The following is a 14,394-nucleotide window of genomic DNA, read 5'->3' as shown; positions in this document are numbered from 1 at the left end:
TTAATCACTCACCCTTTTTTGAAAGGCGCATTTTCATTAAATAGGCAAACTGTACTTGATCCATTCCTTAAGGTAAACACTGAACTCACCCTTTCGATTATCAGGTAGTCGTCAACTGTACGGAAGTTTACTAAAGACTCATACCCTGCAGAATCAACCATAAAAACTGCCGGGAAATCAGAGTTTATTTTATTGAATTGCAGATATGTAAATTTTCCATCATCAAAAACCTTAATTGGTATTATTGACTGACTGCCTTTAACGTGCGAGATGGAATAATTAAAATTTAATCCCTTCTTTACAACTTCAATGTCGTTTATATCAGGAATAATGTTATGACTAGCTTGTTCGAAGATATCACCGTTATTTGTTGTGTAAATCTCATCACTGCTAAATAGTGGATAAAGAAACCTTACTTCATATGCTAATCTTGGATCATCTAGTCCAGTTGCTTCTTCAGCATGAAGCTCAAAGTAATAAACTCTTTTATTGGTAATTATAGTTGCGTTAGTATCGGCAATATCATCTATAGGCTTAATAAACAATCTGTTACCTTGAGGAAGGAGTTGCCAACCAGTTGAATCACCCATTGAAAGGTTTTGTATTACCTCCCCTGGTTCAAACAATATGCTGGATTGATAACCATAAAAACCCGTATACTTATGTATAGCCTGTGGGTTATAATTTATCACCTTTATGTGATCATCTCCAGCTATTGAACGTGGCTCCTGTTTTGCAAGTGCATCACTACCACAGAGGAACAACAGTACGGCAAACAGTAAACCAATCATAATATCAAAATAAATTAATCTTCATTTTATCATTGATAGACATGCACTGCAACTGTTAAGCTATACTATAAACCCCAATTATAGGTTAGCAAGCGGTAGAAAAGGCAAGAAATAAGGCAAACTCCTTAAATACTTTAGAACTACAGGAGGCTTCACCTAAACGGATATACTTGGAATCCTGCCATTTTCACTTCGTAAACATACCAATAATTTTGTCCATTATTCCACCCATATTTGCTTCAGCTTGAGTATGCTCTATTTTACCACCATTCAAAATTAGTTTAGCATCTGACCCAGGTGATATATTAACAAATTTACTACCAACAACTCCACTGCTAGTGATCAGAGCTGAACTATCAATTGGCAATTTTATGTCTCTGCTTATACACATATCGATTCGTGCTACGTAGGTAGCTTTATCAAGTGATACACCAGTTATGCTTCCAACGTCCACACCAGAGATCTTGACACTATCACCAACTCCTATACCGTTAGCGTTAGCAAAAAGACCATATATTTTATTGCAATCCTTATAGTTTTTCTTTATGTAAGATAGCTTATCAATAGCAAAGAAAATCAGAAAAATAGTAAAAATTAATACAAATAATCCAGCGGTTATTTCAAGTATATTTGACCTTCGCATCTTTAGTTATCAGGACTCCAGCTTTTATAGTAATTTTTCACTTTTTGGTTTGGATAGTATGCATCTTTTGTACCCGTTAAATTAGGAGTATGTTTTACTTTTCTTTTTTTATTATTAACTGGTACTACATTATCAGTATAGTGAAGCCATATATGCCATTCCGGAGGCACTGTTGTAGGCTCAGAGACACTGCTATATATAACCCACCTTTTCCCTTTACTTGATTCATAGTAAGAATTTCCATTTTCATCTCTTCCTACAAATTTATCTTCTCTTCGTAATAGGCGTTTTATTGCATTACAAACTTTAGATAACATAAGGGTATTAAAACAAAAAGTATTATATATACTAATACTTTAACGATATATTAACAACAATTTAATGCAATTACCAATTTTACAAGTTATTATACCAATAATTGCATCAATGTTTTGCTTTCTTGCCAAGAAACACAAGGTGTCTTGGTTTATTTCTTTTATTGCAACAACAATCACTCTTATCATTTCATCGATACTACTCATTAAAACATATAAAGGCGAGATTATAACTTATCACCTTGGAAATTGGGCTCCTCCGTACGGCATAGAGTTAAGAATCGACGTGTTAAACTCCTTGATTCTAACTTTGGTGAATTTTATAGCGCTGATTAGTGTGCTTTATAGCTTTTATATTAACGAAAAAGAAATTAGCAAAAACAAAATCACTGGTTTTTACTCTCTATTTCTGTTGTGCTTAAGCGGACTATTCGGAATTTTAGTAACAAACGACATATTCAATCTTTATGTTTTTTTGGAAATTTCATCTCTTTCTTCTTATGTATTAGTTTCAATGGGAAGGGATAAGAAAGCTCTAGTTGCAGCATTTGAATATCTAATTAGTGGAACAATAGGCGCAACATTTTATTTATTTGGCATCGGGCTTTTGTACTCCATGACAGGAACGCTCAATATGTCTGACATGGCTGAGAGAATAGTGCCATTATACGATAATAACATCATAAAACTTGGCACATTGTTCATTTTTGTTGGTCTCTCAATCAAAATGGCACTATTTCCATTAAGCAGGTGGCTGGTTAATGCATATAGTGAGGCACCAAGTTTCATTAGCATATTCTTTTCAGGCACAGTAACTAAAGTGATGATATATGTTTTCATCAGAATCTTTTATACCATTTTCCAACAAAATTTTTTCTTGTTTAAGCCGCTGTTGGACAATGTGATAATTATCCTCGCACTTTGCGCTATTGTATTTGGGTCGATATTTGCAATAACCGCAAAAGACATAAAAAGACTGTTTGCTCACTCTAGTATTAGCCAAATTGGTTATATAATTTTAGCACTGAGTTTTAACTCAAAAACAGGTGTATTTGCAGCAATTCTTCACATAGTAAACCACAGCATAATAAAAACATCTTTATTCATGGCTGCAGGATGTATTTCTTACAAATTTGATACAACAAAAATAGAGAATTTATCGGGACTCAAGGAATCAATGCCTTATACAGCACTTGCGTTCACTCTACTCAGTTTAGCATTAATCGGTGTGCCTTTAACAAATGGCTTTGTAAGCAAGTGGTATATAATGAAAGCAATTATCGAATCTCATGCGTGGATTTCCCTTGTAACATTTGCTGCTGGCTCTTTCCTTGCATTGATATATATGTGGAAGATGGTAGAGAAAATGTATTTTGAAGATGATGCAACGTCACGCACTGGAATGACACCGGACAAAATTAATGATGTGCCATTTCCTATGCTTTTCTGTCTATTATTTATGGCAGCTTTAACAGTAGTAACTGGAATATATAGCACTTCAATTCGGTTAGTAGTTGAGAAGTTGGTTTTTTGATTTTTATCTTTGTTTCATATTTTACTATACTTTAAGGTTATAAGGTCTTTATTGTGGATAGGCTGAAGAAGATTCATTGGTTGTTAGTCATTAACGTGATAGCTCTGTTTTGCGTTGGCATTGTTGTTCAATACTCTTCTGCTGGAGGAAAGTGGGTGCCATTTGCGATTCACCAACTGGTCATATTCTCCTTCTTTTTCCTACTCGCTATAGCTATGTCATTCATAGAACTAGATTTTTATTTGAAGCACGCCTACTTTTTTTATATAGCAGCAACGATTTCGCTATTAGCAGTAAATTTTTTTGGCTCACACATAATGGGTGCGACGAGGTGGATAAGAATTGGGTCGATTAGTTTGCAACCATCAGAATTTGCAAAAGTGGGCTTAATACTTGTGCTTGCTCGCTATTTTGATAAGCAGAGTGTGTATAAAATGATGGAATTTAAAAGATTGCTTAAGGCACTTATAATTATTTTCTTACCCGTGTTCTTGGTGTTAAAGCAACCTAATTTAGGCACAGCTGTAATAATGTTACTTATAGGGATGTCAATTATATTCACAGCAATAATAAAAAGATCTCATTCAGTAATATGTGGAACTCTTGGCATTTTTGCAGTACCGGCTATTTGGCCTTTTTTACGTCCTTATCACAAGCAAAGGATATTGTCGTTTTTGGATTCATCAGTGGATCCACTTGGGATAGGTTATAATGCGCAGCAATCTCAGATAGCTATTGGTTCAGGAGGTTTACTTGGTAAGGGCTTTGTTAACGGAAGTCAAACTCAACTTGGATTTTTGCCGGAAAAGCGTACAGATTTTGCTTTTGCAGTGCTGAGTGAGGAGTGGGGCTTTTTAGGTAGCATGGCTTTAATTTTGCTTTATACCTCATTACTTGGAATAATTTTCTCTATCGCTTATAGGTCGAAAAATTATTTTTCTAAGTTAGTATCTATCGGAATTTTCGCCTTTTTTAGTGCTCATTTCTTTATAAACATCGGAATGTCAATAGGCCTCTTGCCTGTGATAGGCGACCCATTGCCATTTCTGTCCTATGGAGGAAGTACAACTGCTGCAAGCTTAATATGTATAGGGCTATTGCTGGCGATAAAAGCAGATGAACAACAAAATGCTTGTATTTCACCTATGCTAAAGTAAAATTAAACTTTAACTTAATAGTTGTTATGCTAGGTGGAATGCACGAAGAATGTGGAGTCTTTGGTATAAGCTGCAATAACGATGCTGCATTTAACTCTATACTTGCTCTCCACGCTTTGCAGCATAGAGGTCAAGAGTCTTTTGGCGTAGCAACCAGTAACAACGATAAGCTGCACTCTTATCACTTTCAAGGTCAAGTGAGCAGCGTCTTTGATGATATAGATGAAATAAAGAAATCCTTGCCTGGAGATTGTGCAATAGGTCACGTTCGATACTCAACAAGTGGTAGTAAATTTGGGGTGCAGCCCATGCTTGGCAAAAGTGGCAAATTTGGGGATTTTGCCATAGCACATAATGGTAATTTAATTAATATTTCTCCGATACGCGAACAATTAATTAAACAAGAGTGCGTTTTTCAGTCAGATATTGACACAGAAGTAGTAGTGCATCTGACAGCAAGCGGTGAAAAAGATAGCTTCTTAGAGAGTTTTATATATGCATTAAAGCAAATACAAGGTGCTTATTCTTTTGTGGCAATCAATCAAGAAGTAGTTATTGGAGTACGTGATCCGTCTGGAATCAGGCCTCTTGTTTTAGGAAAGTTAAACGGTTCTTACGTTCTTGCATCTGAAACTTGTGCTCTTGATATAGTAAATGCAGAATTTGTTAGAGAAATAGAACCAGGCGAATTAGTTACCATCAGTTCGAATAGTAAGCTAGCCTCAATGTTTCCTTTCCCACAGCAAAAATCAAGTTTTTGTATTTTTGAATACGTTTATTTTTCAAGACCAGACAGCATAATGGAGAATAGGTCTATATACGATACAAGAAAAGAAATAGGAAGAATACTTGCGAAGGAAAGTCCACCAAAAAACAATGTGGATATGATTGTACCAATACCTGATTCTGGAATACCTGCAGCTATTGGATACGCAGAACATTCAGGATTACCTATGGAACTGGGGATAATTCGTAATCATTACATAGGAAGAACTTTTATACAACCAACCGCTGAAGTACGTAAAGTTAGAATAAAATTGAAATTCAACGCTAATAAGCACATTTTAAAGGGTAAAAACATAATTTTAATAGATGATAGTATAGTGCGTGGTAGTACGTTAACAAATATAATAGTTATGTTAAAGGATGCAGGAGTAAAAGAAATTCACCTCAAAATTTCAAGCCCACCAATTAAGCATTCTTGTTTTTATGGAATAGATACGCCAGAGTGCAAAGATTTAATTGCTGCAAATAAATCTGTAGAGGAAATTAAGGAAGTTATAGGAGTAGATAGCCTAGCCTTCTTGAGTATTGATGGACTATATCAGGCTGTTAAAGCAGAAAAGCGTAACAATGCTACACCACAATATTGTGATGCTTGTTTCACTGGTGATTATCCGATTGGCAAATAGTCTACACAAGATCACTGAAGCTCAATTGTACCCGTTCAGCCAATGGCGTCAACTTAAGGGAAAATATCAGTGATTGTGTATAAAACTTCTCTCTAAATTTTTTACCATTAAATTACCCAAAAGCTGCAATAAACAGCACTTTTGTTTCTGTTTTATTTCAACAAAGAAGTCTAAAATGTGTCCTTTTTAGGTGAAACATGCAAAAAGGAAAAAATCTTATTCTACAAATTAAAAATATAATATACTCGAAAGCTTTTCAGAGAATCCATTGTGTTGAGTTTCACACGAACAAGGAAACTTCCTTTTACGACAGTATTTTCTATGATTTTAAAGTTAATTAAGAAAAGTTTAGGAATAGAATGTGAGCTCATTAAGTTCCACCCTCAAAGCAAGCTTTTTCTAAAGCAAGATATAAATACAGGTTTTAAAGAATTTAAGCATCCAAACAGCCTATCAAGATGAGCCTGAGCTGGAGAGGCTATAGGCTTATTGCAGCAGATGGTTCTGGTATTCAGCTCTGAAGAAATTGTATCCGAATTTGAACCAAATGGAACAATAGGCACCATTGGCAATTTGTTTGTTGATTTATGTACTTCGCTGATTTGTAGTGCTCGCCTTGCGGCCTGGAATGTGGGTGAGCAAACTGACCTTACCCAGAAAAAGTAGAGAGAAAGTTAAGACGATTTTGTCATGAGAATGATGCATCAAATTGTGCAGGAATGCAATAGTTAATAGTAGAATGTCTACGTTGTTTGTTATAAAAGATTTCTATGTATTCAAATATGGCAGTTCTAGTTTGTTGAGCAGAATGTTGAGAAATATCAATAAGCAGCTCCCTTTTGAGTGAACTGAAGAAGCTTTCTGCAACAGAATTATCGTAACAACAGCCCTTATGGCTCATGCTGGAAATGATGTTTTTTGTATTCAATAGAAATTGGTAATTTTGAGAGGTATACTGTGACCCTTGATCGCTATGTAACAGTAGATTTTCAGGGGGTTTGCGTTTGTTAACAGCCATAAGCAAAGAATCCACAATTAATTGTTTTGTCATTGTATGACTCATTAACTACCATGCGTGAGAATTATTGCTGCCAACAACCTTCCTTGGTTTTTATATAAGTAATCCCATACTTTATTTGGTTGCTCAGTGATAAAATTTTGATCTAATATATTAGGAGCAATAACCATATTATTTGGTTGTTTTTTAGTTTTAAATCTTCGTCTAAGTTTGGCTATAATGTCATTTTCCTGCATAACATTTTGCACTGTTTTGATGTTATAATTTTTGCCTAAAGCTTTTATGGATTTTAGGGGCTCCATATCTGCATTTAGATGCTTTTTTTGAATCTCTGCTAGAAGTCCTTCCCTTGCTAATTCTTTATTGCTTTTTTCTTTAGCAATCCATTTATAATAACCACCAGCACAAAACCCTGCATAGTTCCTGTATTTTATAGCAATTTCTATGCTCTTTTATAAAAGAATATTTTACTCTTTTTCTTTGGCAAAATATCCCAGGGCTTTTTTTAAAATGTCTCTTTCTCTTCTTACTCTTGCTAACTCTTTTTTTAGATCAAATCTTTCTTTGTCATAAGGAGCTAGTTTTCCTTTGCCTGGAAATGCGTATGCTCCAGACATTTTTCCATCATATTTTCTTACCCATTTACTTAACATACTGCCATCTATACCTAGATCTTTTGCTATTTTTGTACTTGTTTGACCTGTTTCTTTAACCAGCTTAACAGCTTCCAATTTAAATTCTGCTGTATATTCTCTTCTATTTGGTTTGGTAGAAGTCATAGCCCTATTCCTCTTGATTGAGTTTCATTTCTATGACTCCCCCATAAGAACCGTGCTTGCAGCTTTCCTGCACACGGCTCCACAATAGTAGCGTTCACGATATACTCCTATGTATATAAAGAAAAACATATTTTTGGCTTTGGTAGTGGATTGACTTGTGTATAGTGTATAAATTGTTCCCAATTCATGCTCTTTTTCTGACTACGCCGGTTTATCCACTTAAACGTTAGCTTCTTTACTGACCAAAAGAATTGATTTAGCCATCGATAATTTCCGCTAATCCCGAAGTAGTTATAGTGTCCTATTAGTTTAGCTTTGAGTACTTGCCACCAGTCTTTGAGACAAATGTAGTTACGGACCATTTTCAGCCATTCTTTGATTCCTTTAAGCTTCCTAGCTTGGCTTAATTTTGAGGTTTTATGCCCCATAATCAGTCTGCCATGTCGACTTCTTGCTCTATAATGCGTGAATCCTAGAAAGTTGAAACTTTCCGTCTTTCGTTTTTCTTTTACTGACTGTTGCCATTCCTTCTTTCCAAACTTTACTATCCTTGTCTTATTTTCAGATATTTCCAATCCAAATTTTCTTAACCGTTGTTTTAGCAACTCTAGAAGTTCCCTCGCATCTTCCTCATTTTCGCAGCAAATCAAAAGGTCATCTGCATACCTAATCAGCTCCATATATCCCCTAGATCTTGGTTTACATTTCTTTTCAAACCATAGATCTAGCACATAGTGTAAATATATATTTGCCAATACCGGGCTTGCTACTCCCCCTTGAGGTGCTCCTTGTTCGGTTGCTTTATAATGTCCAGCTTCAACTATTCCTGCCTTGAGAAATCGTTTTACTAACCACAACAAGTTTGGGTCAGTTATCCTCTCTCTCAAACATCTCATTAGCCATTTATGCTGAATATTATCATAGAACTTCTTGATATCAACTTCTACAATATGGTTAATTGGTTTGTACATAACTGCTTTATTTAGTGCATTTACCGCTTGGTGACAACTTCTGCCAGGTCGAAAACCATATGAGCTGTCTAGAAAATTTGCCTCATAAATATTTTCTAATATCTTCTTTAGCATTATCTGTACCAACTTATCTTCTGTTGACGGTATTCCGAGTCCGCGTTTTTCCTCCCTTCCAGCCTTGGGTATGTATACCCTTTTCACTGGCTGCGGTTGGTACTGCTTTCTCTTCATACTATCTACTAGCGTTTTAAGTTTCTCTTCTAGGTTTTCTCCATATACCTCCACTGTCACCTGGTCTATACCGCAAGCTCTGTTACGTTTTAGTTCCCTATAACACTCAGCAAGATTTTCTGCATTGATCAGATGTATTAGCGATGTAAATTTTAACCGCTTATCTTGCTTTGCTCTTACCGCTATCTGGTTTAGTTTTCCTTGCATATTCCTCCAATCTCTGTTGTATTGGTATTACAATCCCTATACCAGTTACTATATTGCTGACCGCTTCCCCTTGTATGTGGCTTTCCCACACTCTGAGTACTATCAATCAGTCCGACTTCCTTTGTATCTTCCATTAGTCCTTGCCTTTGCTGGCTTGTTCCAACGTACCTTAGCAGGAATACAAAGGATCTCCCAAGTTCATTTGGAATCCATTTCAATACATGACGCGGCCTCCGATCCCGATAGAGTGAGTGATAACTTGCCTTATCGTTACCCTTCATGCTGTCTTCCATTATATGAAAAATGTCGACCTCTATGACATCAGGCATTTCGGGACTCAATACCTTCACTTTCGTTGCACCCTGTATTGTCCATTCCATTAGCTTTACTACGCTCGTTACCTTACGCAGCATAATAGTCTGTTCTAGGCTGTTGGCTAAACTTTGCCTAGGTTGGACTTTCACCAACTGTATTCTAAACGCTTTTCTTGGCGCACTCATATTACACCTCTTTGAAAAAACGTTTTATTTTACTCCAAAAACGTCTTAACTTTCTCTCTACTTTTTCTGGGTAAGGTCACTTCCTTTAACTTATTACAGATTGCTGTATGTAAATTACTCCAAAACATCTATCTGCTGCTGAAAATATTTCTCAAATACTCTTTCTACTTCATTATCAACTAACTCTTTCATTATTTCCCGAGCTTACGTGTTTACTTTAATTTCATCTATTGGCAAAGACGTGGTATACCTTCGTCTGAAGATTCCTATATGACCATTTTTCATTGTTGCTATAAATGCTCCTTCATACGTACGGCTCCCTACCTTTGCTCCTCTCTTTGTCTGTTTTATACTCCCAAGTTTTGCAACTCCTATCCACTGGGAACTGAGCTTTACTACCGACCATAAGCGCTTTCTATTTGCTTTATCCACACTTAACTTTTTTCTCATTGCTTTTTTTGGTATTTGCTTTTCTTCGCTTACTTGTTTGATAGTTTGCGATCTTACCCATAGTGCTGTTTTGTTTAATGCTCTCACTGTTGCTAATTCTATTTTTCTTCTTTCAGCATCTATGCTTTGCATAACTTTTTCGATGCTATCGGTGACTTCGATGTTAATACGCATCTACACCCCTGACGCTTGAATTTTCCACAATACTCCTGAATTGTCCCTAAGTGGTGCTACCTATGGCACATCTCTTCCTTATTACCTGCAATATTTCATCTGCTGATATTTGGATCAATGCAGCTATACACACCTTTTTTCTCAGTTGTAAAGTAGTAATCCCCAACTGCAAGATCAGTTACAGGCGTATGATACACATCTTCTGGAATGCTGACTATCTCTTCTATCATGCCTGACTTCTCATCTAATAGAAACATGATTCCCTTATTGCTCACAATAAATAATTTTCCATCTATCACCGGTCTAGCATAATATGTGTCTTTTAGTTTATCATTTAGCTCATCATTCACCACTAAGTTAGTACTCCAAATTATCTGACCATCAGGTATTGCAACTTTCATAACTTCATTCTTTGTGTTTACTACAAAAAATTCGTTACCATTTATATCATCGGGGTACAGCCATGGCATAATCCCACCACCACTGATATTTTTTGCTTCCATGGCCTTTAACCACAAAAGATCTCCTGATCCTATATCAATCGCAACAATGGTAGAATTGTTTGTAGCTATTAATGTGTTATTCTTTACTACTGGAGTAGTTGTGATATCTGCAAGCTGAGTGTCTAAAATATTTGTAGAAGGTAACTTATAAGACCACAACTTTTTCCCATCTTTGTCAAAAGCTACTAACTCTCCATTTGAAAATGGAACTATTAGCTTATCGTGTATAACCACAGGAGATATGTAATTTGATCTTGTCATTTGATTACTACCATTAGACATATGATAGAACCAGCTTGTATTACCATTCTCTATGTTCAGCATGTATAAATAGTTATCTACAGTCAAAATTGCTATTCTATCATTAAAAATTGTAGGGTTTCCTTTCACCAAAGACTTTAACTCCTTTTTCCACATAACTGCGTCTTCATTTATTTCATATTGTGTATTATCTCTATTTATTGCATATAGCACATTATCTATTGCTAAGTAAATTTCTCTACAATATTCACTGCAAGTAGCACTCATTCTACCAATTGTTTTATGACTACCAGATAAATCTACATCCTTCCAGTACCACCCTGTGTTGTACAATACCCCATCACCACCAATAATTAGCTCATAACTTTCGTGTATAGGAATTGGTTGTATATAACCTTGAGAAAACTCTCTACTTGGATTATTCCACGGGTGACACCTATATTTATTTTTTATTTCTAAGCTAGGCTCTACCCCATCTTTTGCAATAACACAACTTGTGCTCAATAAGAAAGCAATAAAAAAAATGGCTAGTTTCATAAAACTTTTCTAGAAAGATCACTTTATATACACATTAAAGATACGATATATTGAACAATTTCACTATCGTTAGTTTTGATTTTAACACGAAAAACCATTTTACATTCTCACTGCGTTTATTTTCCACAATATTCCTGAATTATCCCTGAGCGGCGGTGAATGTACTTTGTATCTACGGTTACCAATAACAAAAGTATCTCCTACTACTGGCTGCAATACATCAAAGACACTCACCTCCAAAATCAACATCTCCCCTACAAATTGTCCTTCACCGATCTCGTATAATTTATCCGGCTGTTGCTTTAATATCTGCACCATATATGACTTATCCTTTGACTCATACAAAGCTTGCTCTCCTAAATGTGCAAAACAATCTTTCAATAACCTTTTAATATTTTCTTGCATCTTGTTCTTTTATGTACTATAGTACTTTCAAAAGCGAATGATAAAGGTATAATATACTTTTTAGTGTATAGGAAAAGTGATGGTATATAGTGTAGATTTAAGGAAAAAAGCAGTGTCTTTGGTAGAAAAAGGAAAGTCAAAGACTGAGGTTGCAGAGCTTTTTGAGATAGGAATAGCAACACTATATAGATGGCTGAAAAAGAAGTCTGCTGGTCAAGATCTCAGAGCGACAAAAAGTGTTGGTTTTATTCGGAAAATAGACCCAAAAATACTTGCAGACTATGTTAAAAAACACCCAGATCACACACTAGCAGAAATGAAACAAAACCTTGGCTTTGGGATCAGTGCAATTTGGTATAGGTTAAGACAGCTAAAAATAACCTTAAAAAAAAGTCACATTCTATCAAGAGCGCAATCAAGAAGATAGGCAGCAATTTATCGATAAAGTCTCAAAAATAGACCACTGTAGCATTTTATATATAGATGAAGCAGGAGTTGATAATAGACTATACCGAGAATATGCACGAGCTCCAAGAGGAGAAAAAATGTATGCTGATGTTCCAGGAAAAAAGCGGGAAAGAGTGAGTATAATAGGTGGATGAGAAGTTCATTGCACCAATAAACTTTCACGGGAGAAAGAAGTATTTAATGCGTGAGATATTACTGCCACAGTTAAAGCGTGGTACAACTATAGTTATGGATAATGCTACATTCCATAAAACTCCCAAAACAAAGTCATTAATAGAGTCTTTTGGCTGTCATGTGCTTTATCTTCCAACATATTCACCTGATCTAAATCCTTACTTTTACCCACAATTTTGAGAGGTTATGATGTGAAGCATAACAATGCTCTCCTTAAGGTTTTCATAGCCCCGCCATAGAGTCATAGACCCTGGTAAATTATCACTTTTTCTATTCATAAATCCACCCAATTTTCCTAACCAAATAATAGCTTGTTTTATGTTTGGAGGTTCTTCGGGTAATGTTGCTACCCGATACTCACGCATGTAAAGGACCTTCCACTCTTCGTTGCTTAAAATTTTAGTACAAGTTTCCATGGGATTTGATAAAGCCACTTTTGTCAAATATAAAATTTTAAACGCGATTATACTTTTTATAGCAATTAACTTCTGTAATCTTTCTTTTGTAGCTAAGCGAGAGCTTTCTATCTTACATCCTGATTTTAAAATCCTAAAATACTCTTCAATTTTCCATCTTAGCTTATACCAATTTATCTTTTCTATGGCATCTAAAGTATGGTACATTAGTTAGTAGAGTCCAGTCGACAGCTTCCAATCCATCAGGAGCTTTTGCACTTACCACATATACAGGGACTTATTTTATGTATTGTATCTTTTGACCCATAAATGGAAGAAGATCTGATAGGCTTTCATATACTTAACTTCAATATTAGCTTTCCTTGATCTCTGGTTTCCACCTTTAGTAACTTCTAGAGAAATTTTCTTTTTTACTGGCAGTTGAGTGATGCGTGTTTGCAAATCTGTTTTTCCGACTTCAGTACAGATAAATCTTCTATTAGCTCGATTGCGGATTACATAAAAACTACCTAACGTCTCAGCCACCCATAAAAATTTGAAGATGTCTGCTTCCCTATCACCAAGGGTAACAAGTTGTACATTTGGAGGAAGGTTGTTTATAGTTTCTTTGAGAGCTGTTATCCACTTATAACTTTCTTTTTCTTCTATGGAGGTACGGTATTTTCTGTTTGCTTTTTCTTGTGCCGTTTCTTCTTCCCTAATAGAACGCGCCCAACATTGTTGGGAAGATAGACCTAAAGGTAATCCGTCTTTGCTAGGCACTATGCAACAGTAAACCCATTTTATGCTTTGTATAAGCTTTAGAAATACTGCCTAGTCTCTTGGTCTTTATATGAGAGTCAAAATCCAAATAACTTGTATCTTGAACTGAAAATACCAACTGGTTTCCTTTTATTCTTTCCTTAGTTTCTTTATAATGGGAAGAATAAATTTCCTTATCTTCAAGCTTTTCATTGCTTATATGCACCCTTAGCTTCTTTCCACCCACTACAGCTTTGATTAATTGAACCAGATGCCTTACCCTCTATGCAATAACTTGTTTTTATAAGTCTTTTATTAAGCCTTATATCTCCCAAATTAATGTGTTTTAACTCTCTTTCCAGCCATTTATCCCTTAAATGTTGAAAGTATCAAAAATAACGTGATATGAGATGATCAACGGCATGTAAATTACCTCCCGACAGTAAAACAATCGAACGTATAAAAGAGTCATTTAGATCCAATGTGAATTGCAGTAATGCTATTTTGAACCCATGTAGATTATTTTTGATTTTATAAACAAGAAATAACAAAGCAGATCATGTAAATATACACCTTCATGCCATTCATAGTATGGCTTAAAAAGTGCTTATATCCAAGATTTTGCTTTATAAATTTAAAGAACACTTCTATATCCCATCTGCGCCTATATAGCTCTGTTACTTCATAAGCTGGCATTTCAAACAAGTT

At 35.4% G+C, this 14,394-nt stretch carries 17 protein-coding genes and 2 pseudogenes; 6 read left to right on the top strand and 13 right to left on the bottom strand.

Going from position 1 to position 14,394, the window contains the following annotated elements; genetic code table 11:
* Nucleotides 1–8 precede the first annotated feature (8 nt).
* From virB9 to OPR43_RS07620, 3 genes are all read right to left on the bottom strand, one after another.
* Nucleotides 9–791: a P-type conjugative transfer protein VirB9 gene (gene virB9 / locus OPR43_RS07630; protein ID WP_265026132.1), complete on the bottom strand. Its 783-nt coding sequence runs from the start codon at nucleotides 789–791 to the stop codon at nucleotides 9–11.
* 187 nt (nucleotides 792–978) lie between these two features.
* The gene (gene mlaD, locus OPR43_RS07625) at nucleotides 979–1,434 is read right to left on the bottom strand and encodes an outer membrane lipid asymmetry maintenance protein MlaD (RefSeq protein WP_265034744.1); all 456 of its coding nucleotides are present in this window, start codon (nucleotides 1,432–1,434) and stop codon (nucleotides 979–981) included.
* A 2-nt stretch (nucleotides 1,435–1,436) separates the two neighbouring features.
* Nucleotides 1,437–1,751, bottom strand: a complete 315-nt coding sequence (locus OPR43_RS07620; RefSeq protein ID WP_264705331.1) for an NADH-ubiquinone oxidoreductase subunit NDUFA12 family protein — start codon at nucleotides 1,749–1,751, stop codon at nucleotides 1,437–1,439.
* Nucleotides 1,752–1,815: 64 nt separating this feature from the next.
* Here OPR43_RS07620 and OPR43_RS07615 point away from each other — a divergent pair, with 64 nt between their 5' ends.
* From OPR43_RS07615 to OPR43_RS07600, 4 genes and pseudogenes are all read left to right on the top strand, one after another.
* Nucleotides 1,816–3,282, top strand: coding sequence for a proton-conducting transporter transmembrane domain-containing protein (locus tag OPR43_RS07615; RefSeq protein WP_265034743.1), 1,467 nt, complete (start codon nucleotides 1,816–1,818; stop codon nucleotides 3,280–3,282).
* A gap of 53 nt (nucleotides 3,283–3,335) precedes the next feature.
* The gene (gene rodA / locus OPR43_RS07610; RefSeq protein ID WP_265034742.1) at nucleotides 3,336–4,439 is read left to right on the top strand and encodes a rod shape-determining protein RodA; all 1,104 of its coding nucleotides are present in this window, start codon (nucleotides 3,336–3,338) and stop codon (nucleotides 4,437–4,439) included.
* Between the two features lie 26 nt (nucleotides 4,440–4,465).
* Entirely contained in the window at nucleotides 4,466–5,851 is a 1,386-nt protein-coding gene (purF, locus tag OPR43_RS07605; protein WP_265035709.1) for an amidophosphoribosyltransferase, read from the top strand.
* A gap of 197 nt (nucleotides 5,852–6,048) precedes the next feature.
* Nucleotides 6,049–6,496 (top strand): annotated as a pseudogene (locus OPR43_RS07600) (transposase); the annotation flags it as partial.
* A 43-nt stretch (nucleotides 6,497–6,539) separates the two neighbouring features.
* Here OPR43_RS07600 and OPR43_RS08570 read toward each other — a convergent pair.
* The 6 genes and pseudogenes from OPR43_RS08570 to OPR43_RS07560 all read right to left on the bottom strand — a co-directional run bounded on the left by OPR43_RS08570 (nucleotide 6,540) and on the right by OPR43_RS07560 (nucleotide 11,887).
* A pseudogene (locus OPR43_RS08570) lies at nucleotides 6,540–7,648 on the bottom strand (IS3 family transposase).
* Nucleotides 7,649–7,755: 107 nt separating this feature from the next.
* Nucleotides 7,756–9,057 carry a group II intron reverse transcriptase/maturase gene (ltrA, locus tag OPR43_RS07580; RefSeq protein ID WP_265034740.1) on the bottom strand — a complete coding sequence of 434 codons (1,302 nt, stop codon included), beginning with the start codon at nucleotides 9,055–9,057 and terminating at the stop codon, nucleotides 7,756–7,758.
* The gene (locus OPR43_RS07575; protein ID WP_265034739.1) at nucleotides 9,042–9,557 is read right to left on the bottom strand and encodes a hypothetical protein; all 516 of its coding nucleotides are present in this window, start codon (nucleotides 9,555–9,557) and stop codon (nucleotides 9,042–9,044) included. The genes ltrA and OPR43_RS07575 overlap by 16 nt, the downstream gene beginning before the upstream one ends.
* 204 nt (nucleotides 9,558–9,761) lie before the next feature.
* On the bottom strand, nucleotides 9,762–10,181 hold the full coding sequence (locus OPR43_RS07570; RefSeq protein ID WP_265034738.1) for a phage tail protein: 420 nt from the start codon (nucleotides 10,179–10,181) through the stop codon (nucleotides 9,762–9,764).
* Nucleotides 10,182–10,276: 95 nt separating this feature from the next.
* Nucleotides 10,277–11,482 (bottom strand): outer membrane protein assembly factor BamB family protein, encoded by a 1,206-nt coding sequence (locus OPR43_RS07565; protein WP_265034737.1) that lies wholly within the window; start codon nucleotides 11,480–11,482, stop codon nucleotides 10,277–10,279.
* 99 nt (nucleotides 11,483–11,581) lie between these two features.
* Nucleotides 11,582–11,887 (bottom strand): head-tail joining protein, encoded by a 306-nt coding sequence (locus tag OPR43_RS07560; RefSeq protein ID WP_265026142.1) that lies wholly within the window; start codon nucleotides 11,885–11,887, stop codon nucleotides 11,582–11,584.
* Nucleotides 11,888–11,966: 79 nt separating this feature from the next.
* On the opposite strand from OPR43_RS07560, the gene OPR43_RS07555 reads away from it, so the two are divergent.
* Both OPR43_RS07555 and OPR43_RS07550 read left to right on the top strand, forming a co-directional pair.
* On the top strand, nucleotides 11,967–12,314 hold the full coding sequence (locus OPR43_RS07555) for a transposase (RefSeq protein ID WP_265026143.1): 348 nt from the start codon (nucleotides 11,967–11,969) through the stop codon (nucleotides 12,312–12,314).
* A gap of 167 nt (nucleotides 12,315–12,481) precedes the next feature.
* Nucleotides 12,482–12,709 (top strand): transposase, encoded by a 228-nt coding sequence (locus OPR43_RS07550; RefSeq protein ID WP_265034736.1) that lies wholly within the window; start codon nucleotides 12,482–12,484, stop codon nucleotides 12,707–12,709.
* Here the strand turns inward: OPR43_RS07550 and OPR43_RS07545 are convergent.
* The 4 genes from OPR43_RS07545 to OPR43_RS08315 all read right to left on the bottom strand — a co-directional run bounded on the left by OPR43_RS07545 (nucleotide 12,694) and on the right by OPR43_RS08315 (nucleotide 14,382).
* Nucleotides 12,694–13,152: an IS4 family transposase gene (locus tag OPR43_RS07545; RefSeq protein ID WP_265026145.1), complete on the bottom strand. Its 459-nt coding sequence runs from the start codon at nucleotides 13,150–13,152 to the stop codon at nucleotides 12,694–12,696. The genes OPR43_RS07550 and OPR43_RS07545 overlap by 16 nt on opposite strands.
* A gap of 75 nt (nucleotides 13,153–13,227) precedes the next feature.
* Entirely contained in the window at nucleotides 13,228–13,707 is a 480-nt protein-coding gene (locus OPR43_RS07540) for a hypothetical protein (protein WP_182365498.1), read from the bottom strand.
* 188 nt (nucleotides 13,708–13,895) lie between these two features.
* Nucleotides 13,896–14,048, bottom strand: coding sequence for an IS4/Tn5 family transposase DNA-binding protein (locus tag OPR43_RS08320; protein WP_353285450.1), 153 nt, complete (start codon nucleotides 14,046–14,048; stop codon nucleotides 13,896–13,898).
* A gap of 169 nt (nucleotides 14,049–14,217) precedes the next feature.
* The gene (locus tag OPR43_RS08315) at nucleotides 14,218–14,382 is read right to left on the bottom strand and encodes a transposase (RefSeq protein ID WP_353285420.1); all 165 of its coding nucleotides are present in this window, start codon (nucleotides 14,380–14,382) and stop codon (nucleotides 14,218–14,220) included.
* Nucleotides 14,383–14,394 lie beyond the last annotated feature (12 nt).

It is taken from the genome of Wolbachia endosymbiont (group A) of Apoderus coryli (genome assembly GCF_947251615.1).
In the GTDB taxonomy this organism is placed as follows: Bacteria; Pseudomonadota; Alphaproteobacteria; order Rickettsiales; family Anaplasmataceae; genus Wolbachia.
The sequence above is the reverse complement of the archived record's forward strand: the minus strand, read 5'-3'. Positions and strand labels throughout refer to the sequence as shown.

Bases quoted from the DNA above. Each gene is read 5' to 3' on its own strand.
- OPR43_RS07545 (WP_265026145.1), bottom strand. From the start codon at position 13,152: ATGTACCATACTTTAGATGCCATAGAAAAGATAAATTGGTATAAGCTA.
- OPR43_RS07615 (WP_265034743.1), top strand. From the start codon at position 1,816: ATGCAATTACCAATTTTACAAGTTATTATACCAATAATTGCATCAATG.
- mlaD (WP_265034744.1), bottom strand. From the start codon at position 1,434: ATGCGAAGGTCAAATATACTTGAAATAACCGCTGGATTATTTGTATTA.
- ltrA (WP_265034740.1), bottom strand. From the start codon at position 9,057: ATGCAAGGAAAACTAAACCAGATAGCGGTAAGAGCAAAGCAAGATAAG.
- OPR43_RS07620 (WP_264705331.1), bottom strand. From the start codon at position 1,751: ATGTTATCTAAAGTTTGTAATGCAATAAAACGCCTATTACGAAGAGAA.
- OPR43_RS07570 (WP_265034738.1), bottom strand. From the start codon at position 10,181: ATGCGTATTAACATCGAAGTCACCGATAGCATCGAAAAAGTTATGCAA.
- OPR43_RS07575 (WP_265034739.1), bottom strand. From the start codon at position 9,557: ATGAGTGCGCCAAGAAAAGCGTTTAGAATACAGTTGGTGAAAGTCCAA.
- OPR43_RS08315 (WP_353285420.1), bottom strand. From the start codon at position 14,382: ATGCCAGCTTATGAAGTAACAGAGCTATATAGGCGCAGATGGGATATA.
- OPR43_RS07560 (WP_265026142.1), bottom strand. From the start codon at position 11,887: ATGCAAGAAAATATTAAAAGGTTATTGAAAGATTGTTTTGCACATTTA.
- purF (WP_265035709.1), top strand. From the start codon at position 4,466: ATGCTAGGTGGAATGCACGAAGAATGTGGAGTCTTTGGTATAAGCTGC.
- OPR43_RS07555 (WP_265026143.1), top strand. From the start codon at position 11,967: ATGGTATATAGTGTAGATTTAAGGAAAAAAGCAGTGTCTTTGGTAGAA.
- virB9 (WP_265026132.1), bottom strand. From the start codon at position 791: ATGATTGGTTTACTGTTTGCCGTACTGTTGTTCCTCTGTGGTAGTGAT.
- OPR43_RS07565 (WP_265034737.1), bottom strand. From the start codon at position 11,482: ATGAAACTAGCCATTTTTTTTATTGCTTTCTTATTGAGCACAAGTTGT.